We start from the raw sequence: 25,388 nt of genomic DNA, 5'->3' as shown, positions 1-25,388 counted from the left end.
TACGTGAGGTTTGTGGGCAGCTGGAATGCGCGGGCCAAGAATCAACTGTCCGCCTGTGGTGATCGTTGTGATGCCATAGGTTATCTATGGATGCCGTCGCTGCCGCTATCTACTTTTCATGAAGCGACGGAAACTAACGTAGCGTCAGATTGCGAGCTCGGGATGCGACGCGGTGCGACTATGGCTTGGCAGACCACAAAGCCCTGCTGGATTAGATGGTCGTCTCTTCGGCGGAGAGAGAAGCGGCTGGTAAATTCCTGAAAGATGACCCTGAACGACCGAGCTCTCACTCTCACTCTGGTGATGAATGTCGGGATATGCGAAGGCTGAAGCGCGTTGGTGACGCAATAGCAACCATGCATCGCTCTGCGGCGAGATTATCGGGCCACGGAGAACAAGATCGAATCCGGAGCGGGGCGCCGGCGGACGGCCAGCATCGGTGGGGAAGCGATATCGGGCGTCCGAAAGAAGCGCGCGTCTGGTGGCCGGCACGGCGATCTTTGTCTTGGACACAGAGTTCGCCGAGCGACGTCCTATGGATCGAGAAGGACTTATTGGAATGAACGGTAGCCATGGCGGTGCGTACTCTCGGTGGCCGCTTCCTTGAAGCGGCAGACAGTGTACGCTCCGGTTTTAGAGCGCCCACTTTGATTACCCTGAAGATCCAACCCGGATTGTCGCCTTGTTTAAACGCGTTTGCGCAAAAAGCGGCCTCGAGAGTCACGACGGGTGTGCGATGATCCGGGATCACGACGACCTGCAGGCCGTTCCGCAGCGTGAAGTTTGGTGGTCGATCTGATTTGACCGTGCCGGCAGAGACGCTAGCCTCGTCAGGAAGGTGTAAGTCGGTGCCATTCTCCGTTGTGCGCTCGACCGCCGGGGCGGTGCGCGTCGTCGACTCCGAGGCTTCAGCGGCGGTGCCTGCCGCCTTGCCGGTGACCGAAAGCCGGTTCTTCATGGCATCGCCTTTCGCTCCATAGTTGTCATTATGGTAGAAGATCCGACACGGCACGGAGCCGTGTCTCGTCTTGGCAAACAGTGGAGCGAAAACCGGACCAATCGCCGGCCTCGCGTACGGCACACAGCGACGTTGCGCACAACGCGTCAGGAGAACTTCGCCCAATGGAGACTTCAGGTCAATCGAGCGCGATATGACGCCGGCACAACACCCGGCAGGCTCGCCCTCACACATCTCGCTCTAGAAGATGAGTAGCTTGACAATATTTCTCATGGACGCGAGCTGGAAGTCGGCGAGCAGCTCCTCGGAGTACACTGCGCCGAAGTAGTCCAGGACGAAGGTGCCAGAATAGCGTAGATTATCGGTCGCGCGGATCAGGTTATCCAGTGCGAGCCTGACCTCACCAAAGTTGATCTGGCCAATCGCTCTTCATGTGGTGCGTGTACGCTCTACATAAAGTCATAGTCATCATCATACGGATCGTTCGCGGGCTTTGCCATACTTTCGGTACACGTGGCATTGCTGCTATTGTCTTCAGTCGCGGCAAGATACAAAGGCGGTTTACCCGCTCGCTGCCATTTGCCTTCTTTGTTCTTCCATTTGTCTTCGTGCTTGGTGGGATCGAGCACCATCATCGAGTCGCTTACCTCAAGAAAGCCCAACGCTGCTGCGCGGGCTTTCGCTTCCGGATTGGAAGAGTGGGAGAGAACAAGCGGTTTGTTACCATCGATCTGGAGCTGATGTTCAAGCAAGATATCGCCCGCGTTATCGACGAGCGGATGAGTAACCCTGAAAGCTGTCGTTGAGGTGATTTGATCTCGCCCAGGAAATTGTTTGCGCCAATCATCGTTGCCCTTGAACAGCTCACTCATGCGACCTCCGGGTTCCGTTCTCAGAAGCCCGACGCTCTTATTCGCGAGCTGATAGCTGAAAAATCGCGCTTTCTCCGAAATAGACTTGGTGCCGAAGCGAAACGCGGTGTCCGCTGTGCGTTGAGCCTTTTGAGACACCCAGCGAGAGTATCTCTGCGGATTAGCAGCAATATCCTCTATGTCTGCTCCATAAAAGTCCACCAGCTTCCTCTCGAATGAAGATCTTGAGATTTCAACGACCGGCGGCTCTTCAACCAGCGCGTATGGCGGAACTGGCGGCGAACTTGCATCAGGAGAGGAGATCGATGGCGCCAAATTCAGACTAGAGAATACATCCGAGAACCTTTGGCGATCCGTGTAGGAGGAAGAGTCATCGGTCGCGCTCGTTCTCATTTCATCGGGCTCGGAAGCACGTTCGCTACTAGATAGATTGATGATGTGATGAAACATAACACTTTCTATTTGTATCGACGGGGGCTGCGCTGGTTGAGGTTCCGCGTTCATAGTAAGCCCAGCTGTCGGCAAGCTGAGCATCACTTCGCTATTCCGCCCCGCTCTTTATCGCCACGCTATCTTGAACGAGCCAATGCGTGCCGGCCGCCCGCCTGCGGTGCTGGGCTGGCATCGCCGGCCTCCGTCTTGCGTTCAAGGGCGAGGGACAGTCCGAAATTGTTGCGCAGCATCGGGTTTGCGGGTTCCGCTGCGAGAGCTTGGCGGTATAGTTCTTGGGCCTCCTGATGGCGGCCCTCGTGATCGAGAACAACCGCTTTGGCATTCAATGCGCGCAGGTCGCCAGGGGCTGCCAATAATACGCCGTCGAGCACCTCGAGCGCATCATTCGGACGGTTGCCTGCCAGCAGGGCTCGCGCAAGAGGAATCGCCGCATCGATGTTGTTCGGCTGTTGCTTCAATGCATCACGCAGAGCTCCTTCATCAGGATCTTGGCCGAGCGCGTGCGAAATGCGCTCGCGCACCGCAGGGTCGATCTCTTCGCTGTGTGCGAGGTCAGATGTGGACGTCTGCTGTGGTGAAAGGCTATGCTTATCTGGGGCAGCGCAGCCAGCGAGCAGCACAGTAGCCAGCATCGCAAGCAGAGCCGGCCGCGGCCCTGGACTGGCGGAGCACAAATACCGGCGGCACCTGATTCTATTTGATCTCATAGGTTAGTCACGAGGAAGCGCTGCCCATTCTTAGTTTGCAGCTGTGAGAAGCGAGGAAGGCGCCTTGGGAAGCTTGACGGATCCAATCGGTTGGACCGTGAAGTCGGCGGCGAGATCTTGATACGATAGAACAGGCAGGTCGATCCCGTTGCGCGTGAGAAAACCGCGTACGAAACGCCGGATATCCATCGACCCAAGGACGACAGGCTGGCTCTTACTTTGCGCGATGGTCGCATGGATCTGACGAAATTGTGCAAGCAGCTTTTCGCTCTGCCATTCATCCAAAACGAGGTATGGGCCGACGGCCGTTTCCCGTACTGCGCCGCGGATGATTTCCTCGCTCTCACGCTCGATGATAAAGGCGACCACGACGCGATGGGCGTTCGCATACCGAAAGCAGATTTGCCGCTTTAAGGTAGCACGAACGTATTCGGTGAGCAGGACGGCGTTTTGCTCGCGTTCGCTCCATTCTGCCAATGCCTCCAGGAGCAAGCGGGTATTGCGGATTGGAATGCCTTCATCGAGCAATCGGCGCAGGACCTCGGCGATCCGGGGGACGGTGGCCGTACGCAGCACCTCCTTCACCAGGTCAGGATATTCCTGCTCCATCCGGGCGAGCAATTGGCGGGTTTCCTGGATACCCACCAGGCGCTGTGCATAGCGTGTCAATGTGGAATGGAGACGTAAGGCAAGAACTTCGCTCAGCCGATGATATCCGATTCCGGCGGCCTTGAGGGCCGCTGCATGCCGTTCTTCGATCCAGACCCGATTCGTTTCCGGGTCTTGCTGAAAGGGGATGCCGCTCAACTCGATGTTGGCCACATCGTCGTTGAGCGCCAGGTGCCCGGGATTGATCACATCGCGCTCAACTGGCACACTATCGACATCCACCCTGAATTGCGACGAGGACAAGCTCTCGCCGATCTGGGCCGGGATGCGCGGAATGGTGATGCCAAGGTCCGCCGAGACGAGCCTTGAAACACGCGAAATGCTCTCTTCCAGCTCGTCTTTGTCGATCGAATCCGTCAGGTTCGGTGCAAGGAACAACGCGATCGGAAGTGCTTCCGCATGCACCGGCTGCTTCTGGGCCGCTGCGGGTGCCGGCGCCGAAGCAGCGACGCTAGCTCCTATTTTAGCGGCAGGCTTGTCGCCTTTGCCGACCTTGGCGAAGCTTGCCGCAGCGAACAGGACGGCCAGCACGAAAAACGGGGGCAAAGGAAAGCCGGGAACGAGCCCCATGAATACCAAGACGCAGGCGGCTAGCCTAAGCGCCTGCGTACTTGCGGTAAGTTGGTGAACGATATCGGCGCCGAGTTTGAGCTTGGAGGGCCCGTTGACGCGCGTGACAATGGTCGCAGCGGTAATTGACAGCAGCAACGCCGGAATCTGCGAAATGAGCGCATCACCGATCGTCAAAAGCGTATATTGATGCAGCGCGTCATCGAGCGACATACCTTTTGAGAGCAGACCGATGCTGATTCCGCCCAGCATATTGATGCAGATCACGATTAGCCCGGCGATCGCGTCTCCCTTAACGAACTTCATGGCACCATCCATCGCGCCATGAAGTTGACTCTCTTGCTCCAAGGCGGCACGTCGGCGACGTGCTTCGTGCTGATCGATGTGGCTGTTGCGCAGTTCCGCATCGATCGCCATCTGTTTGCCTGGTAGCGCGTCAAGGGTGAAGCGCGCAGACACCTCTGCGACGCGTTCGGCACCCTTGGCAAGAACCATGAATTGCACCATGGTCACGATCAAGAATATGACGATTCCGACCGCGATATTCCCTGAAATGACGAAGTCGCCGAATGTGTGAATGATGCTGCCGGCGTCGCCCTCGGCAAGGATCAGCCGCGTTGTTGCTATCGTTAGCGCCAGTCGGAATACGGTGGAGATCAGGATGACGCCCGGTAAGGACGAAAAATCAAGCGGTGTGGTGAGATAGAGGGCAACCATCAGCAGCAATATGGCAAACCCAAGATTGAAGCCGATCAGCATGTCGATCACGATGATTGGGATTGGCATGATCATCATGCCGATCGCCAGAAGCAGCATCAAGGCAACCATGAAATCCGGGTGGGCCGGAGCGCGCACGATGAAGTCACGCAAGACGTTGGCCATGATAGATCCCTATTGCTTTTTGATGAGGGCCCTGCCCGCGCGCAGTGACACATAGCGCTGGAAGACCTCGCGAGCCTCGGGCATGCGGCCAGCGTGACGCAGGGCGTGGCTGCGCAACAGGGTCATCGGTATGCGGGAAGAGGGTTGCGTATCGAGTGCGTCCAGCCGGTCCAACACGTGGAGTGCTTCGTCGCCAAGGCCCTCGGAGATTAGCGTGTAAGCTAGGATGCGGAGTAAACCGACGTCGTTGGAATGCTCGCGAGCTGCAATTCGCAACAGAGCCAGACTCTGTGCGCTCTGCCCGCACGCGAGATGTACATACGAGAGCGCACAAAGCAGGTCGCGCTCCGGCCCGGAGATCGACAGAATATCGCCGGATTTGGAGACTTCTGGCTCCAGGGGAGCGGGCACATGCTGCAATCCATCAGGATCGGCCATGGCTAGCCCTTGATTAAGCTGTTTTGATTTTGCCGGAGCATTAATAGCCGCTGTAGTTCCTGCTGCAGGATTGCCAAACATTCTCGCGCCGTTTTGTCATTCGGCGTCGCCTCCAACGTTCGCGTCAAGCGCTCCAGAAGAACACCATGCTTGTCGGCGCGCAGTACGTCCGGATGACGGAGGCGTGGAACGACGAAGGAGAGTAGTCCGCGGGACAGATTGGGACCATAGAGCGAAGCCAATACCGCGCGCGGATCTAGCTCATTTGCCCCTGCTTCGCTTTCGAATAGAGTGACGCGCTGGATGGCGCCGACGGAGTTGACCTCGAGCGCCGCTTCGCTCGCACCATCAATTGGCAGATCATGCGTAACCGCATCCCGCCACGACGCGCGCTTCGTGCCGCTATCCGCATGGACGCCTCCGACTTCGAGTTTATCACCTCGCGAGGGAGGCGAGCCGATGACCGGTGCGTGCTGGCCCGCATCTAATCCCTGCGATGAGGTGCCGGGCCCTACAGAGTGCTGGGGCAGCCTAGCCATCGCCTTCTCCTTCTTTCTTGCAGGGTAGAGACTTTAATATGGCAAAGCAGCAGATCGGCCGTTGCGACTGAGCAGAACACGTCCATCCTCAATTCGATCAACGGTCCATCCATTACTTAAGAGCGCGCCGACGAAATACTTCTGTCCGGCAATAAGCAGATAAGGTTCGCTTCCGCGCCAGACGGCTTGGACAGCAATCGAAGACGGCATCTTCTCCTCTTTCACCGTGACAGCATTCACAAGGGTCGTGGTACCGTTGGTTTGGCGATCGAACCATTGCTGGATTTCTTTCCATTTTGCGACGAGGTTCGGCGCAATTGTGCCTTCCGCGGTCACAACGCCGGGGCCGCGCCCGATCTTAACGTCAAGAAGGCCCGCTCGTTCGATTTCTTGCCGCAGCGATACGGCCATTTCATCAGCAGCTCTCGGATCGAAATGATCGACGGTTGGCTTAGTGGCAATCTCGACGGCGCGCGACGACTGGGTACTTGGCACCACCGCCCTATCGCCGGGGGAGAGGATAATTGAGACGGTGCCGATCACGACAGAGCTGAGCAGAACCAGGCTGAGTGCGATGATCGAGCTGCGAGAGCGCTTGCTCGAAGCAACTGGCTGGACATCCTCTGTCGACCAGCGGATGGACATCGCACCAGCATGAATGACCGCGGGTAGGGGCACTCTGACGCTCTCACCTGAAGTGATGCTCGCGAGGCCGTCTATGCTGATATTGGCGGCGAGCGCCTCGACTTCAATCGAATCGCGCTGCGCGATGATCCGAAGGTGATGCGGTTCAAGCCCTTGTTCAACGAAGATCATGTCGGCATCGAGGCCGCTGCCAACAATGCTTTCGCCGCCCGCTGCCTTTCCCTTGAGCCCGGTATAGAGCCCCGAAAGCACCTCGAACTCGAGCGAAACAGAGTCGTTCACGATAACCTCCTGAATAACGAGAGAAGCCGTACGGCAGTGCCGTACGGCTCATCCAGATTTCGTCATTCACAGCGCGGCGACGGTAGCAACGCGGTGAGCCACCCGTCTTGCAGAACTACTGAACGCGCTCGTCGGCGACCTTCTTCTCGGACGAGAGTTCGGTCGTGATTCGACGCATTGCCACGGCCTGGGCCTGAACTTTCTGGCTAACACGCTCGAATTCAGCCATCTGGTTCTGGAAGCCCGTATCGCCCGTCGGCTGGGCACCAGCAGCGCCGCCATTTCCGCCAACATTGTCAACTGCCATGTCTACTTACCTTTCTGTTAGGATAACCTTGGTTCTGACTTGTTACGAGTTGTGGGCCGGCGAGATGATCGCAGGAATCGAAAGGAACATGGGCGTACCGCCGAGCGTGCTGAGCCCAAGGTTCAGCTCCGGGCTCTTGCTGAGAGTATCTGACTTGGGTTGTACCTCGCTCTTGTCGCCGGCGTCTTTGTCGTCTGCGGCCTTATAGTGGTTACCCTCGTCGGGCACCGAGGTGTGGACCACCTTGTCAAAGACCTTGTCCACGGTCCCGCCCAGTGCCGAACCAATGGCCGCTCCGGCAGGACCGCCAAGGTATCCGCCGGCAGCGCTTCCGATCATTTCTCCGATCATCGCATTCTCCTATCCTCGTCTTGTTGCGCTCAATAGACGACTGCTCGCCTAGATTTCAGCGGCCTCATGCTAGGGGCGCTAGCTTTCGAAAAGCTGACGAGCCTCATGTTGAGGCGAGTGGGTTGATCTTTTGCGGCAGCCTTGCATCTGCTCGCAATCACCGGCTCGCCCGGGCGTTCCCAGCCCCGCCTATAATCGGCTTGGCTCAAGGCCGGGTTGGATGGTGCTTAGCTGCGCGTTCAGGAATGAGTTTACCTTGCGGACCCTGCACAGGCGCGTGGCCTGCCGGATAGAGCGCGGAAGCGGGATAAGGTCATAGAGTTGTGCGGGTCTCAGTCCGCGCTTGACTCGCTTGGCTAACATGGGCGGCTTGCGAAAAATCAGGTTCCGTGAAGATCCTAATGCCGGAGAGACTGGTGCGCGCGCGTGCTCAACCGATCGATCGCTGCTCGCAGATGATGTGCACGACCGGCGGGAGCGCTGATTGCGCGGGGAGGATGAGATGACTGGTTGATGACCGGCAGACGTGGCGTATCGCGAAGACATAGGGGCACATCTGGTACCAGACGATTCTTGCGGACAGGTGCGTTGAAGCTTGCGATACAGCTTAGCGAAGGATGCGTCTCGCACATGCGATCGATGTCAAAGTGCGTGCGGCTTCGCTCGCTCATCGTCGTCAGCTTTTCGACAGGTATTCGGGCTACAGTCTTTGTGAGTTAAATGCGGTGATGTGATCGTGCGGTTACCGTGGTGCGGCGAGAGGAAGATCTCATTAGGGCTGGTGGTTCTGGCAAGAGAAGCAGTCGTTCGTTCGGATGAGCTAATGGTGCGTTCTCATGCAAATCGAAGCTGCGTACCTTGGTTGACTATGCGTAGCGCTCGCAGTTTTACAGATTTCGTCTATGCAACAGGAGTAAACTAAATGCCGTATCTTCCCGTGGCCGGTCTTCCGGTGGTGGGCGCGCCCGACTCGATGAATGGAGTGGTGCCAGAAGGCGCGGTTGTCACTCCCGCCTTCAACGCCTTGTTGGGACAGTATGCTCCGGCGAGCTACCAGTACCTACCGGTGGCCTCACCAGCCCTCGTCAGTTCGGTCGCCGTTCCCGTCGTCGTGACGCCAGCCGTCGTTACGACCCAGGCGTACATGATGGCGCCTCCTCCTCCCACCATGCTGATGAGCCAGCTGAATCAAAATTCTGAGCCTGCTGTGGATCCGGTGTGGACGCATGAGGTCAAGGATGGCAAGGCCACGATCAACCTTGGTGACAAGTACACGATTACGGCCAATGAAAAGGATGGCACCTGGACAGTTCGCAACAACCAGACTGGTCATGTCACGGTAATTCATGGCGATCCCCACGTTGATGCCGACGGAGACGGCAAAGATGACTTCGATTTCAAGAAGGATATGACGTTTCAGCTCGACGACGGCACGAAAATTACTGTCAATAACGTCGACTACGGTAATGGTGAGGCCATCTCTTCAAAGCTTACCATTACGAACGGCCATAACGCGATGGTTGTCGAGGGGCTCGGCGACGACAAGGATGGCAAAAACAATCTAAGGGTGACGCAGTCCAATGCTGGTATGACGCTTGACGAGCTGACGTCCGATGGTGCCCAAACGATCCATGAGAGTGGCCAAGGCTGGGTCGATGGGGCCGGACGCGCGGTGAATCAGGCGAGCATCGATGCAGGCGAACAAGGGCGCGGGCCTGGTAACTACCAGTATGCAAGCGCAGCGCCTGCCTCTACCGCCCCCGTCTTCTTCGTTCCTCCGCCGCCGCCGCCTCTTGCGATGGTGCCTGTTGCGGTCGCCCAGGCACCGACGCAGTCGTCTCAGCCGGCGCCAGTCTGGTCGCATGAGGTCAGGGGCAGCAGGGCCGAGATCAAGCTTGGTGATAAGTATTCGATGCTGGTGGACGAACGTGACGGAACGGTGCTCATTCGCAACAATCAAACGGGCAAGATCACAGCGATCCACGGCGACCCCCACGTCGATGCCGACGGTGACGGCAAGATCGATTTTGACTTCAAAAAGAACATGACCTTCCAGCTCGACGACGGCACGAAAATTACCATCGACACCGTTGATATCGGCAACGGCAAAACGATGGCATCGAAGCTGACCATTACCAACGGCGACAATGCCATGGTCGTCGAAGGTCTTGGAGACCGCTTCGACGGTAAGAACAACCTTAAGGTGACGCAGTCAAATGCGGGCCGTACGCTTGATCAGCTGACTTCGGATGGAGCCCAGACGATTTATGAACAACCAGGCTCGGGCTGGGTCGATCGGTCTGGACGCCAGGTTAACCAGGCGATCATCGACAGCAATGAGAATCCAGGCACACCGTCGGACGCTTGAGTTGGCCGCAAGCCTGGCGAAGCGTTCTCAGCTTGTGGGTAAGTCACTGAAGCGGGCGTTAGCGCCCGCTTTTCGTGTTCGGCGAGGCAGATGAAGATAGTAGGTGCGGCGGCGTATCGATCTGGATCGCCGCTCTCATCTCGCGATCGGGGCTGTCTAAGCTTGGGCGCCAATCGTACCGACAGACCCGCCATGACCTCACTGATCAGGTACCCGCAACATTTTTCGATGCTGGTCTCAGCGGTCCAGGAGCTGTGCTGGTATGCGCGCAGCGAGCGCCAAAGCTGCCGACTTTATGATCTCAGAGGGTCTCTCTGACGCCCAATTTCGCGGGCGGCTCCAGAACCGATCCAGGACAGCCAGCTGACCGAATTGATCATCAATGGGGAAGCGGTTGGTTCCGCTTGAAACCTGCTGACTGAAAAGCACTCGATGAATCCGCATCGAAGAGTGTGGCGTATGCCCGCCTAGCTAGACGCTGCGGCGTCTTCCGAGAGTTCCCAGTGCGATCGGATTGCGACCGGCCGCACCGCCAACCTGGAGGACCACCTAAGACGCGTCTAGCGGCTGGTTTGCCAAGTCGGCTGCTTCGCCCGGTCGTTCTCGGTTCGGCTTGCCTTCCGAAGAGTCTTCCCTGTGCGCGTCTGATAATACGGGCCTTCACCCATCATCTAGCTCGCTCATAGCGTCATCCATATCTGACTGGGAATCGCTTATGACCTGGGTGGCGACGGCAACCAGAGCCTTTTCGAAGGCTCGCTGCAACAATGCTGCGGGCGAGTTGTCGCCGCCGTTCGCGGCGTTGTCGGTGTTTGTGCCAGCTTCTGGCGCCGTTGCTGCGATATCGGCTGTGCCTGTGTCCATGTCATAAAACCCAGATAGCGGCGGCGCCGCGAGATGACCTATTCCCGCCGTTCTAGCAGGGACAGCTTGCAAGAAGCTGACGAAGAGTGAGGCTGGATTAATGCTGTGATTCCTGCGCTCAGTGATCTCGGGTGGCTCCGCGCCTTTGGAGTTTGATGCGCAAAGGACGGTGCCGGTTCGAATCATTCGGCCGCTGTTGTCTCCAGGAACATCGGCGCGCATCGGTCCGGCTCCAGGCGCGACTGAGGGCCAGTGGATCGGATGGGCATCTGCGCTCGGCTGCCGTAGAGAGCTGGCCTCTGTCTCACGATACGAGCTAAAAAGCTATCGACGGAGGTGCGCCTTGCCCGGCTTCTGAAACAGGCCATCGCGTGCAAGTGGCTGCTTTGGCCCGGCTGCAAAAAGGAGATGAGAGACCTTGGGGTGCCGAACAGAGTTTTCGCGGATCAATCCGTCGATCTCTGATGATCATGCTTTGGATGATCCGCGGGCATACGTCACTGAGAGCTGTTATCAGCAGGCCGTTACCGCCGGATGCTAGAGTCCTCGTTTTGCGAATGATCAATCGTTCGCCAAGGAACGGCGGACAAGCGGCAGAGCAAGCACTTCGATGTTGAAGGTGCTCAGGGGGGCGGTCATACCCTGACTCTCCTGATCCGGAACGCCCTTACCCTCATCTCGACGGCATGAACGTCTCGCCGTGCTCTTAAATCGCACCGTACTCGCGGGTCCGGCGCGCCAGACCTGATTTCGCAGCTAAATTGCGATGTTCTTCTCCGCGGGCCATTGTGTTCTCAGCGAACCATTGAGAACTGTTTCACGCATTCGGCTCGCGCGGTCTTTGATTTGGCCGCTACCCCTCGCGAGCTGGTCTGGCACTTAGGAGTGGCCGGAAAAGAGAAGGGTGGCCGCGAATACCCGCCGGCAAGCTCGCCTCTCACCAGGTGTCCTGCGATCTCTGAGTCTTTGTCGGCCCCGCGGAGATCGCCCTTCCGTTGCACGGCTGCAGCCGTTAGGGGATGGGCGGATCTTCCGCATCTAGAGGTTGGTCTTGCCCTTCCTCTTCAGGCCAAAGGGTCGGATCTAGCGAAGGTGTGAGACGAATGAAGTCCTCCTCTCTCCATTCGGCCGTATGAGGCACGCCGAGAATGGCGAAAACTGTTGTCGGGTTGTCTTTGCTTGGCTTCACTCCGCTGCGCTCCAGCATGTCCATCTGAGCGCCGGTGGCTGTTTGAGGCGTAAACACCCAATAGTCCTTGGCGAGATGTCCGTCCCACATACGGAACTCGGAAAGTTCTGGCGGAGCTGCGGAAGACCCAGGTTGGGCCGGTCCCGCCTGCAATGGCCGGGCATGGGAGGGGCCGGCGTGCGACGGCTCACCCTGAAAAGGGGCGGTGTGCGATGGTCCTGCATGCGATGGGCCCGCTTGTGGCTCACTGTGCCGTGGCTCGGCATCAGACGGGTCGACATCCAGATTCTGCCATATCAGATCTTGATCGAAGCCGGGATGTTCCTCGATCGCATGAGCGATGGTCTGCGGCGAGAGATGCTGCCGGCCGTTTTCCGGCTCAGGCGCGGCGACAGCCGCAGGCGCGGCATTAGATTATCCTGCCAACCCGAGTCTGGCGAATGGGGATGCGCTAAATCTTCGTAAGGCGGATACAGGTGTCCGGTATCAAAGTATGGAGAGTAGGGATGGCCCGCGTCCAGATAGGGTGAATAAGCCTCGCCCTGCAGCAGTGGATGGGCGACGCCCTGCGCCAAAGCGGGAGCCTGTGCGTCGCTGAGCTGCCGGTCGAATTCGGTTGCATCTGAAGCCTTCCGTGCTGCGTCGGGCTCCGGGCTCGTATTCGCCGGGGCGACTGCATTGAAATCCACCCTGTTCCTCCTTCCAACTGATGACGCGCATCGAGTTCCGCGAAGCCTCGGCTAGCTCGGAAGCACACGTGCGGAGGCCCACATTGATTTTTAATACTCGCGCCGCCTGCAAAGACAGCACTACCTAATTTCCCTTGAGCGCCTGGTCTCTGATCCCTCTATCAGGGTTGCCCCAAGCAAGGCAGCCGTCCAGACCTCGCAGGCTCATGCTGGGGACCGTAGCTTTCGAAAAGCTGACGATCGGATGAATATAGGCGTACGCCGGACGGACCGACTTTGCTCGGAGCGGTTTTGCATCTTCGACCTCACTTCTGGCCTGGACCGGTTTCGCGCAAAGTGCCCTCATGGTGCGGCGTTTCGGGAGAACCTTCCGGCCGCCCGTCTCGCAAGACCGTGCTCGAGGAACCGCGAAACAACATCAAAACCGACTCGCGTTGTGGCCTCTCGGCTGCGACGGGGCCGCGCCGGGCCTGCGCTTCCGCCACAAGGCCTTTAAGGGTCTGGTCCACCAGCGCAACAAATCGGGGTGGGCCAGAAGCAAGGATGAGGCCCTCTCCCGGAGCCGGTTTCACGATATAGCGCTCATCCGAGATGTTGAGCGCGTCGAGCGCGGAGGTGAACGCATCGAAGCTGATCGGGTTCAATACGATGAGCCGGCTTTGCGCCTCGTGGGCGGCGGAGATGTAAAGGACGAGCCCGTCGTAATACCACTGAAGATTGTACAGGTTAGTCAAACGATCAAGGAATTCTCGTGGCGGCAGGTCCGGCATTCGTCCGCGAATCCGGCCCTTGACCTCGGCGCTGACATTGACCCTGATATTGAGATTGTTGCCGAACTCCTGCAGCGCCGCAGGAAGATCCTGATCGAGAACAGTGTAGCTATAAGGGGCGGACGGCAGCGAAAGGGATGCAGCAGACGAGCGCATTATCCCGATACAGACAAAAACGCCGGCACAAAAAATTCTTTTTAGAATATGTACGATCGTGGATCGCGCGAGCATTCCCGGACGCCTTCCGCTCATCATCATCAAGTTGGAGTTTGGTCCTAGCTTGAAAGCGAAAAGTGATCTTTAGATGACGTAGTCAGACCGATCTCCGTCAGGTTTTCGTCAGCTCGCCAGCCTATGAACTTGATCGGTTCATCGGTTAACGCCTAGGTCTCACCACACGAGCACAATGACTCATTCCATGTTGTTAGGCGCAACGCCGATCTCTCCCAGTCCTGCCGACTGTCTTTCCAGTGCCTGCTCGCCCGCAGCTGCTGGCGAGCAGGCGGGCTTTGAGCAGTCCCTAGCGCAAGTATCTGCAAATCAGGGATCTGCTCTCCCGCCTGCGGATCGGCCCGTAGCGGCTTCGCCGATATTGGAGGTCCAGCGCACGAATGTGCTGGCAAGTCCGCCGGGTGACCGAATCCTCCAAACCCTTTCCAGTATGTACCAGGGCCGCGCCGTTCCTCCGGCGGTTGCGTCGGCTGCCGTGACTAATGTACAGCCTGGACCGGCTACGCAGCCGCTTTTGCAGACGGATAACGTCGGTGCACATGCGGATGTTAAACCGGTTGGAGCCGATTTTGAGTCGATGATGACGAATCTGCGAGACGTATACAGGGACGTTATTCAGGTTTCCCTCGTCTCTAAGGGCACCAGCGCTGTCAGCTCGTCGCTAAACAAGCTGCTATCGGCCGGCTGAATAAGCTGATGACTGGCGATATGAAGAGGGCTAGCTGTGGCGGCCGTCAATCGTGGCGGCGGCTTCGCGTGTGTCTCGCGATGCCCCTTCTCCTCTCGCTGATCGGCTGTAAGGCTGATCTCTACACCAAAATTCAGGAGCGCGAGGCTAATGAGATGCTCGCGCTTCTCCTTAGCAAGGGCGTTGATGCTGTCCGTGTTGTCGCCAAGGACGGGACCAGTACAATCCAGGTCGAGGAAAAGCAGCTCGCTTATTCGATTGACCTGCTAAATGTCGAAGGGTTGCCGCGCCAATCCTTCAAGAATCTCGGCGAGGTGTTCAAGGGATCGGGCCTCGTTGCCTCGCCGATCGAGGAGCGGGCACGTTACGTTTATGCTCTAAGCGAAGAATTGTCGCGCACGATCAGCGATATAGATGGCGTCCTTTCAGCGCGCGTCCACGTCGTTCTGCCGAAGAACGACTTGTTGCGACAAGATGCGACCCCGTCCTCCGCCTCGGTCTTCATTCGCCATGGCTCCAGCGCGAAGCTCTCGGCACTGTTGCCGCAGATCAAGATGCTCGTCGCAAACAGCATTGAAGGCCTGTCCTATGACAAGGTCGCGGTCGTCTTCGTGCCGGTCGAGCGCGCTCCAATCGAGCAGTCTGCCGCGCCGGTAGTTCCTGCGGCTCAGTCAGCAAGAGCGGGCTCAGCCCCGTTACTTGCGCTTGCTGTGGGAGGCGCCGGAGCGCTATTCGGCATCGTATCTTGCGTATTGCTGGGCCCGCGCATGCGTCAGTTTGGACGATCATCGCGCAAGCTGAGCGTGTTTGGCTCGCGTGTGTCTGCTGAGCAGGAGTCGGACAAAAAGTTGATTGCTGATGCGACATAGTCTGGACGCTCATGTCGGCATCAATGTCATCCACAAAACCCAATCGTTCGTTCACGCTCCCAGCCGATCGGCTGCGCGAGCTTGCTGCCTCGGTCGATCCCGGTCGTTTTGCTGGGCTTCTTGACCCGCTGCTTTCGCCTTCCACGTTGGCTCGGCTACAGCAGAGTTCCAGGCTGCAGCCAAGGCTCGCCGAACTGCTGCTGGGCGGCAAGGTCGAGGTGAGCTGCGCCGACTGGAACGAAGATGCTCTCCTGGGGCATGAGCCGCGGCGGGCTGCGCTGCTCGCGGGCAGCATCTGGCATGCACGCTCTATCCTCAAGCTGGTTTCCAGGCACGATCTGCCGATATTGGTGGAGTTGATCAGTGCCGAAGCGCATGCTTTCGCAGTCCGGCATTTATCCAGTGCCGTCGCAACGATCCCGATCGTCGATCCAGAGCAATTGTCGCGACAGATCGAATATGACGGGCACGCTTGTCTCGGCGCCTGGCTCGAAGAGACTTCATCGCTTGGTCGTATCCGCGTGCTTCTACGCTTGCCTGTTGGGACGGCCGCCGAGAGTCCAACTGCTGAACACCGTAGCGCAGCAGGCCCCCTGCTTTCCCTCGTCATGGCGCATTTGCGTGCAGAGGCTGCCGGAGCATGACGGCCGATGATCCCGCATCACCCGCGGCCCCGCAGATTCGGCCACTTGGACCGCTGATCCCAGCTGCGCAGCTTGAGATCTGGCACGATGCCGTACGGGCGCGAGCCGCTGCCGAGCGGCATCTGCAGCGGGTTCGCGGGTGGGCACGCCAGGCTTATGAGCGGGAACGGGCGCGGGGCCGCGCCGAGGGTGCAAAGGCTGGCGCAGAGGAAATGGCGCGGCTGATTGCGCAGGCGACTTGTGAACTGGCCCAGCGCAAGGCGGCTCTGGAGCGGGAATTGCCGCAACTGGTCTTCGAGATCGTTCGCGATCTGCTTGGCGCGTTTGACCCCGGTGAGCTGCTGGTCCACGGCGTTCGTCATGCGATCGAGCAAAGATATAAGAACACGGAGGTTTGCCTCCACGTCTCCCCACTGAAGGCCGACCTGCTAGCCAGTGAGTTCAAGGACTATGACGGACTTGAGGGCCGGCCGAAGGTCAGGATTGAGGCGGATCCGGCGCTGAGTGCGGACCAATGTGTCTTGTGGAGCGAGTTTGGCAATGTCGATCTTGGACTTGCCGCGCAGCTGCGCGCGCTGCGTCTCGGGTTTGGCTTGTCAGAGGAAGCTGAATCGTGACCGGGCAACGAGCGACCCATGATGCCGAGGCCGCAGAAGGAAGTGTAGAGGCCGCACTCTCGTCCTTGAGATCTTCCGCCAGGCACATCGATACACGCGCCGTCCGCGGCCGGATCACGCGGGCGGTGGGCACGCTGCTGCACGCCGTCTTGCCGGAGGCCCGGGTCGGAGAGCTATGCCTATTGCAGGATCCTCGTAGCGGATGGTCGCTCGAGGCGGAGGTGATCGGCCTGTTGCCGGACGGGGTGTTACTCACGCCCATCGGGGACATGGTGGGGCTGTCCAATCGTGCGGAGGTGGTGACGACCGGGCGAATGCAGGAAGTGGCTGTCGGCCCCGGTTTGCTCGGCCGCGTCATCGACAGTTTTGGCCGACCGCTCGACGGCAAGGGCCCGATAAAAGCCGGCGAAGCCAGACCGCTGCGCGGCAGGGCGCCCAATCCGATGAAACGGCGCGGAATTGAACAGCCGTTCCCGCTAGGCGTTCGTGTCCTGGATGGCCTTCTGACATGTGGAGAAGGTCAGCGGATCGGAATCTATGGTGATGCGGGTTGCGGCAAGTCGACGCTGATGTCGCAAATCGTAAGAGGCGCGGCGGCCGACGTCACCATCGTTGCGCTGATCGGTGAGCGCGGTCGAGAGGTGCGTGAATTCATCGAACGTCATCTTGGCGAAGCCCTTCACCGTTCCGTCGTTGTGGTGGAGACCTCCGACCGTTCGGCGATGGAGCGGGCCCAATGCGCCCACATGGCGACAGCACTGGCGGAATATTTTCGTGATCAGGGCCTTCGCGTCGTTTTGATGATGGATTCTTTGACGCGCTTTAGCCGCGCCATGCGTGAAATCGGCCTCGCCGCAGGAGAGCCGCCGACCCGGCGCGGATTTCCGCCCTCCGTTTTTGCGCTGTTGCCGGGCTTGTTGGAGCGCGCCGGCATGGGCGAGCATGGCTCCATTACGGCCTTCTATACGGTGCTTGTCGAGGGTGATGGCACGGGCGATCCAATAGCGGAAGAATCACGCGGCATCCTTGATGGCCACATTATTCTGTCCCGCGCGCTGGCCTCTCGAGAGCATTTTCCGGCTATCGATGTGCTGTCTAGCCGCAGCCGTGTCATGGATGCGATCGTGTCGGTGCCGCATCGCAAGGCCGCATCCTTCTTCCGTGATCTGCTCTCACGCTACGCTGAGGCCGAGTTCTTGATCAAGGTCGGTGAATACAAGCAAGGTTCTGATCCGTTGACCGATCGAGCAATCGCCTCGATCGAGCAGCTGCGGGCCTTTTTGCGCCAGGGGCAGGGTGAGGCGTGCAGCTTTGAGGAGACGGTCGCATGGATATCGCGTCTGACGGCCTAAGTCCCGTTCACGCCTCAAAGCTGCGGCTGGTAAAGGACATGCGGGAACGAAGCGCCCTTCGTGAATTGTCCAACATGGAAGCCAAGCGCCACCTCGCGATTCAAGCTGTCCAACAAGCGTGCGAGCATCTTGCACATGCCGAAGAGCGCCGCGCAAAGGTCGAGGCGGAGCTCTATCGGGAGATGCTAGCGGCCGATGCGATATCTGTATGCGAACTGCAGCGACGCTATCATCTCATCATCGGGCGACTCACAGACGAGATCACAGCGGCGCAGTGCGTTCTTGACAAGGCCCGTGCTGCCCAAGAGCAAGCTGAGGCTGCGGCTCTTGAGGCCCGAGCCGTTTGGACCAAGCGTTCAGCGGCGAGCCAGAAATGGCGTGAGATCGATCACGACGTTCGGCGCATCACGAATGCACATTTCGAGGCTGCCGCCGAAATCGAAGCCGATGATGAAGTCTTGCTCCGCTACCGGCGAGGCCGATCAGGGCAGACGGGAGGTGAGCCAACATGATTGCAGATCCTCTCCCGCGCGAGCTAGGGGCCTGCGACGCGGAAGCCGCATCCGCGCCATATCGGCCGGCTGAACGCGCAGCCTTCACGCCGACGCTGATCCTCTCGCACGCCGTGACCTCGTGGCTTAACGAGATCGCAGCGTTGCGTGCGCCTCTGCAAACCCTCCTCGGCGAGAAGCCGCTATCTGTGCGGGTGAGCCGAACCGTCTGGCAGGCGGAGCCGGCTGCGACGTCGATGCTTGATTGCGTCTTCGAAGTAAATGGTGAAACCCTGATCCTGTCCTTGCCAGTTGCGCTTGCGGAAGCGCTGATTGGGACCTTGCAGGATGGCCTTACCTTACCTTCTGAGCCGACGCGTTCGCTGGTCCTGGAACTTGCGCTGGAACCCTTGCTGGCTCCGCTGGAAAGAATGACGCAGCGCAATCTGCAGCTTGTTCGCACCGAGGAAGCGCCGAATACGAGGCCTTATCTTGAATTTGACGTCGCCTTTGGTGAGCTCGCCAGCAAGGCGCGGCTGCTTCTATTCTCGCCGCTTGACGGTCCCGTTCCGCCGGCCTTCACCGCCCTCGGCGAGCTGCTCGGCCGATCACCGCGACAGACGGCCAAGCTGCCTTCCGAACTCCCGGTCATCGTTGCAGGCCAAGTCGGTTCGCTTCGCGTCGCGATCGGCGTTCTTCGCCGAGCAGAGCAAGGCGACGCGCTGCTCCCGGACGTAATTCCACTCGCGCGAGGACAGATCATTCTCGCTGCAGACCGATTGTGGGCCCCTGCAGAGATTGGCGGCGACAGGCTGGTGCTGCGAGGACCATTCCGCTTGCGATCCCACCCCCTAACGAGTGAAGATATAATGCCCCAAAACCAGGTGCAACAGCAGCCTCCGTCAGAGGCGGATATCGACAGCATCGAGATCACACTCATATTCGAATGTGGCCGCTGGCCGATGCCCTTGGGAACCTTGCGAACCCTCAACGAAGGCCACGTGTTCGAACTTGGCCGGCCTCTGGATGGGCCGGTTGATATCCTTGCCAACGGCCAACGTATCGGCCAGGGCGACATCGTGCGGATCGGGGACGAGCTGGCCGTCAGGCTGCGCGGCAGGTTGGCGCTTAATGACTGAGGTTCAACCCAGCATCCTTGCGCTTCTTGCGATTACCGTCGGCCTTGGCCTGCTGGCCTTTGCTGTCGTGACAACGACCGCCTTTATCAAGGTCTCCGTTGTTCTCTTCCTCGTGCGCAATGCGCTGGGGACTCAATCGATACCGCCGAACATCGTCCTCTACGGAGCGGCACTGATCCTGACCGTCTTCATCAGCGCTCCGGTCTTCGAGCAGACCTATAACCGCCTTACCGATCCGCAACTTCGCTACCAAAGTTTCGATGACTGGGTGACGGCCGCCAAGGAGGGACAGGAGCCGCTCCGAGCTCATCTGAAGAAATTCACTAATGAAGAGCAACGCCGCTTCTTCCTGTCCTCAACGGAACACGTCTGGTCGGAGGACATGCGCGGCAGCGTCACGGCAGATGATTTTGCGATTCTCGTGCCGTCGTTTTTGATCTCTGAACTCAAGCGTGGATTCGAAATCGGTTTTCTTCTCTATCTTCCCTTCATCACGATCGATCTCATTGTAACGACGATTTTGATGGCCATGGGTATGTCGATGGTATCCCCCACGGTGATATCTGTCCCCTTCAAGCTCTTTTTGTTCGTCACGATCGACGGCTGGTCACGTCTCATGCACGGGCTGGTATTAAGCTACACGACCCCAGGAGGTTGACCATGAACGAAGCCAGTATCCTTACGCACCTGAGTCAATCGCTCGTGCTCTTCATGATCTGGGTTCTGCCGCCGCTGCTCGCAGCTCTCATCTCTGGACTGATCATTGGCCTCATCCAGGCGGCAACTCAGCTCCAGGATCAAACCTTGCCACTGACAGTCAAGCTTCTGGTTGTTGTAGCCGTGCTCGCCGGGTTTTCTCCCGTGCTCAGCGCTCCTCTGATCGACCAGGCCGAGCACATCTTCAGCGAGTTTCCAGCACTCACCGCAAGATATTAGCAGAGCTTGGATGGCTGGCCTGTCACCCGCGGAGGCGCAAGCTCTCGTACAGGGCACGATCGAGCTCGTCGCCGCAACCGGCCTGAGTGCGGCCCGCGCCCTCGGCATCATGCTGGTGCTTCCGGTCTTCACCCGGCCGCGCATCAGCGGTCTGGTTCGGGGAAGCCTTACGATTGCGATCGGCCTACCGTGCCTCGCTCAGATCAAGCTCGGTCTGCAGACCCTGGACCCGAACACTCGCCTAGTCAGCGTTACCATGCTTGGCCTGAAGGAGGTGTTCGTCGGTCTTATGCTCGGCATCCTGCTCAGTATTCCACTATGGAGCATACAGGCAGTCGGCGACATCATCGATACTCAACGAGGAATTTCGAGCCAAGTTGCGGGGGAGGATCCCGCGACGCACAGCCAAGCGTCCGGGACCGGGCTTTTTCTCGGCGTTACGGCAGTTACGATCTTCGTACTGGTCGGCGGGCTGCAGACCATGGTGAGCGGCCTTTATGGCAGCTACCTAGTGTGGCCTGTCTATCAGTTTCTGCCTGCCGTGACAGCGCAGGGTGCAATGGAATGTCTGGCCCTTCTCGATCGCATCATGATGACGACCTTGTTAGTTGCCGGGCCGGTGCTGGCCCTGCTGCTGCTGGTCGATGTCTCGGTCATGATACTCGGCCGTTTTGCATCTCAGCTCAAGCTGAACGATCTCTCCCCAATGATCAAGAATCTTGCATTCGGGGTCATCATGGTTAGCTACGCCGTCTATCTGCTTGAATACGCCGGAGCTGAAATCCTGACCTCGAACAGCATGCTTGAGTATCTGAAGAAGCTGTTGAAATGAGCTCTACAAGTGAGGAGAAAAAGCTTCCTCCGACGCCCAAGAAGCTGCGTGATGCCCGCAAGAAGGGGCAGAGCGCCCGCAGCTCGGATCTGGTGAGCGGCGTCAGCGCCTGTGCCGGTTTCGGCTGTCTGTGGTGGCGAGCGGGTGCGATCAAGGACAAGTGGCAAGAGACGGTCCAACTGGTCGATAAACTGCAGGAGCAGCCGTTCACAAACGCAGTGCCACAAGCGCTCAGCGGCTTGCTAGAACTTTCGATTGCCACCGTCGCTCCGTTGCTCGCTGCTGCCGTCACAGCAGCTCTTCTCGCCAATGTCCTGGCCAATGGCGGCTTTATGTTTGCTTCGGAGCCGCTCAAGCCGAAGCTCGAGAAACTGGATCCAATCAAAGGCTTGAAACGCATCGCCTCGAAACGTTCGGCCATCGAGCTTGGCAAGACACTGGCTAAAGTGGTTTTGCTTAGTGCGACTTTCTTTCTCACGGTGACCGCCAGCTGGAAAGCGCTGGTGTACCTGCCAGTCTGCGGGATGAGCTGTTTTGGCTTCGTTTTCACCGAGGTTAAATTGCTGACTGGGATTGCCGCTGGAGCTTTTCTGGTCGGCGGATTGGCTGACCTCCTAATCCAGCGCTGGTTATTTATGCAGGACATGCGCATGACTGAAACGGAGGCCAAGCGGGAGAACAAGGAACAGCAGGGCAATCCGCAGGTGAAGCGTGAGCACCGGCGTCTGCGGCAAGAGTCGGCCAACGAGGCTCCGGTCGGCGTCAGTCGAGCCACGTTGATATTGCGGGGATCGGCAACGTTGATTGGGCTGCGCTATGTTCGCGGCGAGACCGGCGTGCCGGTCTTGGTCTGCCGTGGCGAGGGCGAAGCTGCTTTACAGCTGCTTGGTGAGGCGCGCGCGCTGCGCCTCAACATTGTGGATGACGATGTCCTGACGCGTCAGCTGCTCGGCAAAGCAAAGCTCGGCAACCCCGTTCCCTCGCAATATTTCGAGTCGGTCGCAAAAGCACTCTATGCGGCGGGGCTAGTCTAGATCATCCTGTCCTGACGCTGCGATCTGCAGAGTGCGCCCAATGGACGCTGGGATCTTGCGCGACGGGCCGATAGGCTCGCCCAGATAGCCTCTGGGCCACGGGCTCGCCGACCGGATCCCTGGATCAGCTGCGGCGCCAAGCGCAACAACTTGTTCGCCGATTTCGAGTGCTTTCCGCGCCTGCACCCTCGAGGACGTCGACTTGTACCGTAGCTACAGGGGGTGCCACTCGGATGACGCGGTACTGCTGATCATGAACTAGGACGGCTCCCATCTGGAGCACGCTCTCAACGGGCCTGTGGTGCCGACGAGCCGCTCGTTCAGCCAAATTATGGCCGATGGAACAGAAGAACGCCGCCTCCCGCTAGGCTTTCGGCCGTGTAGCGCTGACCGTGGATCAAAAACACGGTCATTGGGACGTCGCGACTCGGCAGAAGGCCAAGGATCTGCAATATGTCGATCACGGCAGGCGAAGCCTCTTGGGGGCCGTGCGTCCAGTCGTCGCCCAACAACTCTCCCAGTTCAGGCACTTGGGGGAAGGGTTGATGACCTGATGCCGGTGCGGCAGACGGCAGGGAAAGGCTTGGTGGCAGTGCCGAGGGAGGGTCCTCACGCGATTCGAAAGGTGCCAGCCAATCAAAGCCGGGCGCAAGACCGCCGTAAATATCTGAGGAAGTCCTCGGTGCCGCAGGCGTAGCTTCACCCGGCAAACCGGGCCGAGGGTGATGAATGAGCTGAACGTCCTTGGGGCCTTCCGGTCCCAAGATGGCCGTGTAGCGTTCGCCGCCGATTTCGTAGTTCATGATTGGATGTTTCGCAACAGGCAAGAAGTCCCAATCCCCCAACGTGGACAGCATCATGTCGGGGGCCAGCTGGGTGTGATGGGAAAAATTCTCGGGAACGGCGAACGAAACATCAAACGTATCGCCGACAGCGGGCGACCGCAGATGGACGAGCCGAACATCATTGAGCCCTCCCGGTCCCAAGACGGCGATATAGCGTTCACCGCGAATATCGTAGGTCTTTATCCGCTGTGCTGCATCCGGCAGGAGGCCCCAGCGGCGAAGCGTGTGCATCATATTGGGCGCGGCCTGGGTGCCGTGCGAGAAATCCTCGGGAACGCTCAAAGACGCATCAAAGGCGTCGCCGGCTGCCGCGACCGTCTGCTCAAGCATGGTCTGGGCCGCAGCGCCTTGGTTCATCATCCGTCCAGGGTGGTCTTCAGAGGCGGAATTCGGCTGCCGCGAGCTCGGCTGCCAAGTCGCGGCATCGAAAAGCTCTTCCTGAGAGACACTTTGCACCGGCGAGGGGATTATTGGACTGAGCGTTGGCCAAGGCACCGGTGCATCGAAGGCCGGGGCCGGCAAGAGGTTCTCGCGATCCGCGGCATCGAAAAGCTCTTCCTGAGCGACACTTTGAACCGGCGAGGGGATGGTTAGACTCATCGTTGGCCAAGGCACCGGTGCATTGAAGGGTGGGGCCAACAAGAGGTTCTCGCGATCCGCGGCATCGAAAAGCTCTTCCTGAGAGACACTTTGCACCGGCCAGGGGATTGTTAGATTCATCATTGGCCAAGGCGCCGGTGCATCGAAGGTTGGGGTGGGCAAGAGGTTCTCGCGATCCGCGGCATCGAAGAGCTCTTCCTGAGCGATACCTTGCACCGGGGAGGGGATGGTTGGACTCATCGTTGGCCAAGGCACCGGTGCATCGAAGGTCGACGCTGGCAAGAGGTTCTCGCGATCCGCTGCATCGAAAAGCCCTTCCTGAGCGACACTTTGCACCGGCGAGGGGGCGATTGAACTCGTCGTTGGCCAAGGCACCGGTGCATGTGTTGTCGCCGGCAAGAGGACCTCGCGATCCGCCGCATCGAAAAGCTCGTCCTGGGCGACACTTTGTATAGGAGAATGGGCCGCTAAACCCATTGCATGCCTGACCTGCGGAACATCGAACCCGGGCGGCAATGAGCCGCCCCCATCCGCGCCGCTCCCCATCGGCTGCCCATCGGCCGGGGGCATGGGCGAGGGCGCGGACGGCTGAATGACCTGACGCGAGCTGCCTCCTTCCCCGCCTAAATTGTTCTGCAGGGTAGTCGCGCGATAATCGCGGAGGCCGTTCAAGGCGGCGATGAGCGTCTTGTCCTTTGGAAACAACCTGTCCGCGTGGCCAAGCAGTCTATCATCACTGAGCTCGGCCATGGACAAGGGGCGGAGCGCTACCGCCAATTTCCGCAGATGGCTCGCATAGCTCTCGGCCGTTCTCTTGCCAATCCGTCGACCAAAACCTGCGTTGGCGGCCTTCCTGATGACCCTCTCATCTTCCCTGGAAGGACGATAATGTGTTGAGATGGGGCCAGCGTCGGCGTCAGGCTCGCGGTACTGACTGACCATTGACAATGCTGGGGCAATGACCTTATCGCCTGGCAGCAGCTTCTTAGCGTAACCGGCTAACGTGTCGTCATCCAGCCCAGAGATTGATTTGCCAGACTTCTTCAGTGCGTCGGCGAATTTGCGAAGCCGACGATCATAAATTTCGACGGTGGTTTTACTCGGCGGTGGCCCTCGATCGAGAGCAGCGGCCGATGCCGCCTGGATGAGGCGATCGTCTTCGTCAGTGACATCATACAATGCCGCGTGAGGATATACGGGGCCCGCCTCTCGCGCGCCTGCCAGGTGCTGCTCAAACGCAACATGCGGCTGTTGCGGCTGTTCCACGCTGGCATCTGACGCAGTGGACTCTCTATCGGCTGGGTTGATCGTGTTGAATCGGTCCATGGTCAGTCCGCTGGCATCGCTTTTTCGCCACTTCGCTACTCACGTTAGCTTTCCAAAATCTGACGTGGCCGGCGGAAAGGTAGAATGACATGTGAATGATGGCCGGCGTGCGCTGTAGCATCGCTCGAGCAGGCAAAAGAAAGCGCCGGAAGAAAAAACAGCGTCTTCAACTGAAGTGTTGAGCTGAAATGGTGGTGTGATGCGCCACAGCGCTTCAGATCTCGGTCCCTT

General features: G+C 58.9%; 25 protein-coding genes and 1 pseudogene. 12 read left to right on the top strand and 14 right to left on the bottom strand.

Annotated elements, in window-relative coordinates; genetic code table 11:
* Positions 1-718: 718 nt before the first annotated feature.
* From ACM43_RS38935 to ACM43_RS13990, 9 genes and pseudogenes are all read right to left on the bottom strand, one after another.
* A pseudogene (locus ACM43_RS38935) lies at positions 719-958 on the bottom strand (insulinase family protein); the annotation flags it as partial.
* 449 nt (positions 959-1,407) lie between these two features.
* Positions 1,408-2,280: an Effector protein NopP gene (locus ACM43_RS14025; protein ID WP_225114934.1), complete on the bottom strand. Its 873-nt coding sequence runs from the start codon at positions 2,278-2,280 to the stop codon at positions 1,408-1,410.
* A gap of 119 nt (positions 2,281-2,399) precedes the next feature.
* Positions 2,400-2,915 carry a tetratricopeptide repeat protein gene (locus ACM43_RS14020; protein WP_225114933.1) on the bottom strand — a complete coding sequence of 172 codons (516 nt, stop codon included), beginning with the start codon at positions 2,913-2,915 and terminating at the stop codon, positions 2,400-2,402.
* Between the two features lie 105 nt (positions 2,916-3,020).
* Positions 3,021-5,111 (bottom strand): type III secretion system export apparatus subunit SctV, encoded by a 2,091-nt coding sequence (gene sctV, locus ACM43_RS14015; protein ID WP_271540689.1) that lies wholly within the window; start codon positions 5,109-5,111, stop codon positions 3,021-3,023.
* Positions 5,112-5,120: 9 nt separating this feature from the next.
* Positions 5,121-5,549 carry a tetratricopeptide repeat protein gene (locus ACM43_RS14010; RefSeq protein WP_036031136.1) on the bottom strand — a complete coding sequence of 143 codons (429 nt, stop codon included), beginning with the start codon at positions 5,547-5,549 and terminating at the stop codon, positions 5,121-5,123.
* A gap of 2 nt (positions 5,550-5,551) precedes the next feature.
* Complete coding sequence (locus ACM43_RS14005) at positions 5,552-6,088, bottom strand: hypothetical protein (RefSeq protein ID WP_036031139.1); 537 nt, start codon at positions 6,086-6,088, stop codon at positions 5,552-5,554.
* Between the two features lie 33 nt (positions 6,089-6,121).
* Complete coding sequence (locus ACM43_RS14000; protein ID WP_036031142.1) at positions 6,122-7,015, bottom strand: SctD/MshK family protein; 894 nt, start codon at positions 7,013-7,015, stop codon at positions 6,122-6,124.
* Between the two features lie 115 nt (positions 7,016-7,130).
* A complete protein-coding gene (locus tag ACM43_RS13995; RefSeq protein ID WP_036014847.1) occupies positions 7,131-7,322 on the bottom strand; it encodes a hypothetical protein in 192 nt (63 codons plus the stop codon).
* A 42-nt stretch (positions 7,323-7,364) separates the two neighbouring features.
* Complete coding sequence (locus tag ACM43_RS13990) at positions 7,365-7,673, bottom strand: hypothetical protein (protein WP_036031147.1); 309 nt, start codon at positions 7,671-7,673, stop codon at positions 7,365-7,367.
* Positions 7,674-8,595: 922 nt separating this feature from the next.
* Here ACM43_RS13990 and ACM43_RS13985 point away from each other — a divergent pair.
* Positions 8,596-10,041, top strand: a complete 1,446-nt coding sequence (locus ACM43_RS13985; protein WP_036031150.1) for a DUF1521 domain-containing protein — start codon at positions 8,596-8,598, stop codon at positions 10,039-10,041.
* A 660-nt stretch (positions 10,042-10,701) separates the two neighbouring features.
* Here the strand turns inward: ACM43_RS13985 and ACM43_RS13980 are convergent.
* From ACM43_RS13980 to ACM43_RS13965, 4 genes are all read right to left on the bottom strand, one after another.
* Positions 10,702-11,127, bottom strand: a complete 426-nt coding sequence (locus tag ACM43_RS13980; RefSeq protein WP_225114932.1) for a hypothetical protein — start codon at positions 11,125-11,127, stop codon at positions 10,702-10,704.
* A 790-nt stretch (positions 11,128-11,917) separates the two neighbouring features.
* Positions 11,918-12,184 (bottom strand): hypothetical protein, encoded by a 267-nt coding sequence (locus ACM43_RS13975; protein WP_162130866.1) that lies wholly within the window; start codon positions 12,182-12,184, stop codon positions 11,918-11,920.
* 206 nt (positions 12,185-12,390) lie between these two features.
* Positions 12,391-12,783 (bottom strand): hypothetical protein, encoded by a 393-nt coding sequence (locus ACM43_RS13970; RefSeq protein ID WP_271540688.1) that lies wholly within the window; start codon positions 12,781-12,783, stop codon positions 12,391-12,393.
* A 305-nt stretch (positions 12,784-13,088) separates the two neighbouring features.
* The gene (locus ACM43_RS13965) at positions 13,089-13,784 is read right to left on the bottom strand and encodes a secretin N-terminal domain-containing protein (RefSeq protein ID WP_260374198.1); all 696 of its coding nucleotides are present in this window, start codon (positions 13,782-13,784) and stop codon (positions 13,089-13,091) included.
* 175 nt (positions 13,785-13,959) lie between these two features.
* On the opposite strand from ACM43_RS13965, the gene ACM43_RS13960 reads away from it, so the two are divergent.
* Genes ACM43_RS13960 through ACM43_RS13910 form a run of 11 tightly spaced genes read left to right on the top strand, consistent with a single transcriptional unit; the run spans position 13,960 to position 22,386 of the window.
* Entirely contained in the window at positions 13,960-14,472 is a 513-nt protein-coding gene (locus tag ACM43_RS13960; RefSeq protein ID WP_124163624.1) for a nodulation protein NolB, read from the top strand.
* 8 nt (positions 14,473-14,480) lie between these two features.
* Positions 14,481-15,341 carry a type III secretion system inner membrane ring lipoprotein SctJ gene (gene sctJ, locus ACM43_RS13955; protein ID WP_036031168.1) on the top strand — a complete coding sequence of 287 codons (861 nt, stop codon included), beginning with the start codon at positions 14,481-14,483 and terminating at the stop codon, positions 15,339-15,341.
* 11 nt (positions 15,342-15,352) lie between these two features.
* Positions 15,353-15,985, top strand: a complete 633-nt coding sequence (locus ACM43_RS13950) for a nodulation protein NolU (protein WP_271540687.1) — start codon at positions 15,353-15,355, stop codon at positions 15,983-15,985.
* The gene (sctL, locus tag ACM43_RS13945; protein ID WP_036031175.1) at positions 15,982-16,602 is read left to right on the top strand and encodes a type III secretion system stator protein SctL; all 621 of its coding nucleotides are present in this window, start codon (positions 15,982-15,984) and stop codon (positions 16,600-16,602) included. Before ACM43_RS13950 ends, sctL begins: the two co-directional genes overlap by 4 nt.
* On the top strand, positions 16,599-17,954 hold the full coding sequence (sctN, locus tag ACM43_RS13940) for a type III secretion system ATPase SctN (RefSeq protein WP_036014832.1): 1,356 nt from the start codon (positions 16,599-16,601) through the stop codon (positions 17,952-17,954). Before sctL ends, sctN begins: the two co-directional genes overlap by 4 nt.
* Complete coding sequence (locus ACM43_RS13935; protein WP_124163627.1) at positions 17,930-18,466, top strand: hypothetical protein; 537 nt, start codon at positions 17,930-17,932, stop codon at positions 18,464-18,466. Before sctN ends, ACM43_RS13935 begins: the two co-directional genes overlap by 25 nt.
* On the top strand, positions 18,463-19,584 hold the full coding sequence (gene sctQ / locus ACM43_RS13930; RefSeq protein WP_036031180.1) for a type III secretion system cytoplasmic ring protein SctQ: 1,122 nt from the start codon (positions 18,463-18,465) through the stop codon (positions 19,582-19,584). The genes ACM43_RS13935 and sctQ overlap by 4 nt, the downstream gene beginning before the upstream one ends.
* Complete coding sequence (gene sctR, locus ACM43_RS13925; protein ID WP_036014825.1) at positions 19,577-20,242, top strand: type III secretion system export apparatus subunit SctR; 666 nt, start codon at positions 19,577-19,579, stop codon at positions 20,240-20,242. Before sctQ ends, sctR begins: the two co-directional genes overlap by 8 nt.
* A 2-nt stretch (positions 20,243-20,244) precedes the next feature.
* A complete protein-coding gene (locus tag ACM43_RS13920) occupies positions 20,245-20,520 on the top strand; it encodes an EscS/YscS/HrcS family type III secretion system export apparatus protein (RefSeq protein WP_036014823.1) in 276 nt (91 codons plus the stop codon).
* Positions 20,521-20,530: 10 nt separating this feature from the next.
* Positions 20,531-21,352: a type III secretion system export apparatus subunit SctT gene (gene sctT / locus ACM43_RS13915; protein WP_036031183.1), complete on the top strand. Its 822-nt coding sequence runs from the start codon at positions 20,531-20,533 to the stop codon at positions 21,350-21,352.
* Positions 21,349-22,386: an EscU/YscU/HrcU family type III secretion system export apparatus switch protein gene (locus ACM43_RS13910; protein ID WP_271540686.1), complete on the top strand. Its 1,038-nt coding sequence runs from the start codon at positions 21,349-21,351 to the stop codon at positions 22,384-22,386. The genes sctT and ACM43_RS13910 overlap by 4 nt, the downstream gene beginning before the upstream one ends.
* Before the next feature lie 329 nt (positions 22,387-22,715).
* Here ACM43_RS13910 and ACM43_RS13905 read toward each other — a convergent pair whose 3' ends face one another.
* Positions 22,716-25,157, bottom strand: coding sequence for a hypothetical protein (locus ACM43_RS13905; protein ID WP_271540685.1), 2,442 nt, complete (start codon positions 25,155-25,157; stop codon positions 22,716-22,718).
* Positions 25,158-25,388: the final 231 nt, after the last annotated feature.

This window comes from Bradyrhizobium sp. CCBAU 45321 (genome assembly GCF_028128975.1).
Classification (GTDB): Bacteria; Pseudomonadota; Alphaproteobacteria; order Rhizobiales; family Xanthobacteraceae; genus Bradyrhizobium; species Bradyrhizobium yuanmingense.
The sequence above is the reverse complement of the archived record's forward strand: the minus strand, read 5'-3'. Positions and strand labels throughout refer to the sequence as shown.

Bases quoted from the DNA above. Each gene is read 5' to 3' on its own strand.
- ACM43_RS14005 (WP_036031139.1), bottom strand. From the start codon at position 6,088: ATGGCTAGGCTGCCCCAGCACTCTGTAGGGCCCGGCACCTCATCGCAG.
- ACM43_RS14020 (WP_225114933.1), bottom strand. From the start codon at position 2,915: ATGCTGGCTACTGTGCTGCTCGCTGGCTGCGCTGCCCCAGATAAGCAT.
- ACM43_RS13960 (WP_124163624.1), top strand. From the start codon at position 13,960: ATGACTCATTCCATGTTGTTAGGCGCAACGCCGATCTCTCCCAGTCCT.
- ACM43_RS13950 (WP_271540687.1), top strand. From the start codon at position 15,353: ATGTCGGCATCAATGTCATCCACAAAACCCAATCGTTCGTTCACGCTC.
- ACM43_RS14010 (WP_036031136.1), bottom strand. From the start codon at position 5,549: ATGGCCGATCCTGATGGATTGCAGCATGTGCCCGCTCCCCTGGAGCCA.
- ACM43_RS13905 (WP_271540685.1), bottom strand. From the start codon at position 25,157: ATGGACCGATTCAACACGATCAACCCAGCCGATAGAGAGTCCACTGCG.
- sctQ (WP_036031180.1), top strand. From the start codon at position 18,463: ATGATTGCAGATCCTCTCCCGCGCGAGCTAGGGGCCTGCGACGCGGAA.
- sctR (WP_036014825.1), top strand. From the start codon at position 19,577: ATGACTGAGGTTCAACCCAGCATCCTTGCGCTTCTTGCGATTACCGTC.
- ACM43_RS13985 (WP_036031150.1), top strand. From the start codon at position 8,596: ATGCCGTATCTTCCCGTGGCCGGTCTTCCGGTGGTGGGCGCGCCCGAC.
- sctV (WP_271540689.1), bottom strand. From the start codon at position 5,111: ATGGCCAACGTCTTGCGTGACTTCATCGTGCGCGCTCCGGCCCACCCG.
- ACM43_RS13910 (WP_271540686.1), top strand. From the start codon at position 21,349: ATGAGCTCTACAAGTGAGGAGAAAAAGCTTCCTCCGACGCCCAAGAAG.
- ACM43_RS13935 (WP_124163627.1), top strand. From the start codon at position 17,930: ATGGATATCGCGTCTGACGGCCTAAGTCCCGTTCACGCCTCAAAGCTG.
- ACM43_RS14025 (WP_225114934.1), bottom strand. From the start codon at position 2,280: ATGTTTCATCACATCATCAATCTATCTAGTAGCGAACGTGCTTCCGAG.
- sctJ (WP_036031168.1), top strand. From the start codon at position 14,481: ATGACTGGCGATATGAAGAGGGCTAGCTGTGGCGGCCGTCAATCGTGG.
- ACM43_RS13990 (WP_036031147.1), bottom strand. From the start codon at position 7,673: ATGATCGGAGAAATGATCGGAAGCGCTGCCGGCGGATACCTTGGCGGT.
- sctL (WP_036031175.1), top strand. From the start codon at position 15,982: ATGACGGCCGATGATCCCGCATCACCCGCGGCCCCGCAGATTCGGCCA.
- ACM43_RS13975 (WP_162130866.1), bottom strand. From the start codon at position 12,184: ATGTGGGACGGACATCTCGCCAAGGACTATTGGGTGTTTACGCCTCAA.
- sctT (WP_036031183.1), top strand. From the start codon at position 20,531: ATGGCTGGCCTGTCACCCGCGGAGGCGCAAGCTCTCGTACAGGGCACG.
- ACM43_RS13995 (WP_036014847.1), bottom strand. From the start codon at position 7,322: ATGGCAGTTGACAATGTTGGCGGAAATGGCGGCGCTGCTGGTGCCCAG.
- ACM43_RS13920 (WP_036014823.1), top strand. From the start codon at position 20,245: ATGAACGAAGCCAGTATCCTTACGCACCTGAGTCAATCGCTCGTGCTC.
- ACM43_RS13980 (WP_225114932.1), bottom strand. From the start codon at position 11,127: ATGCGCGCCGATGTTCCTGGAGACAACAGCGGCCGAATGATTCGAACC.
- ACM43_RS13965 (WP_260374198.1), bottom strand. From the start codon at position 13,784: ATGCTCGCGCGATCCACGATCGTACATATTCTAAAAAGAATTTTTTGT.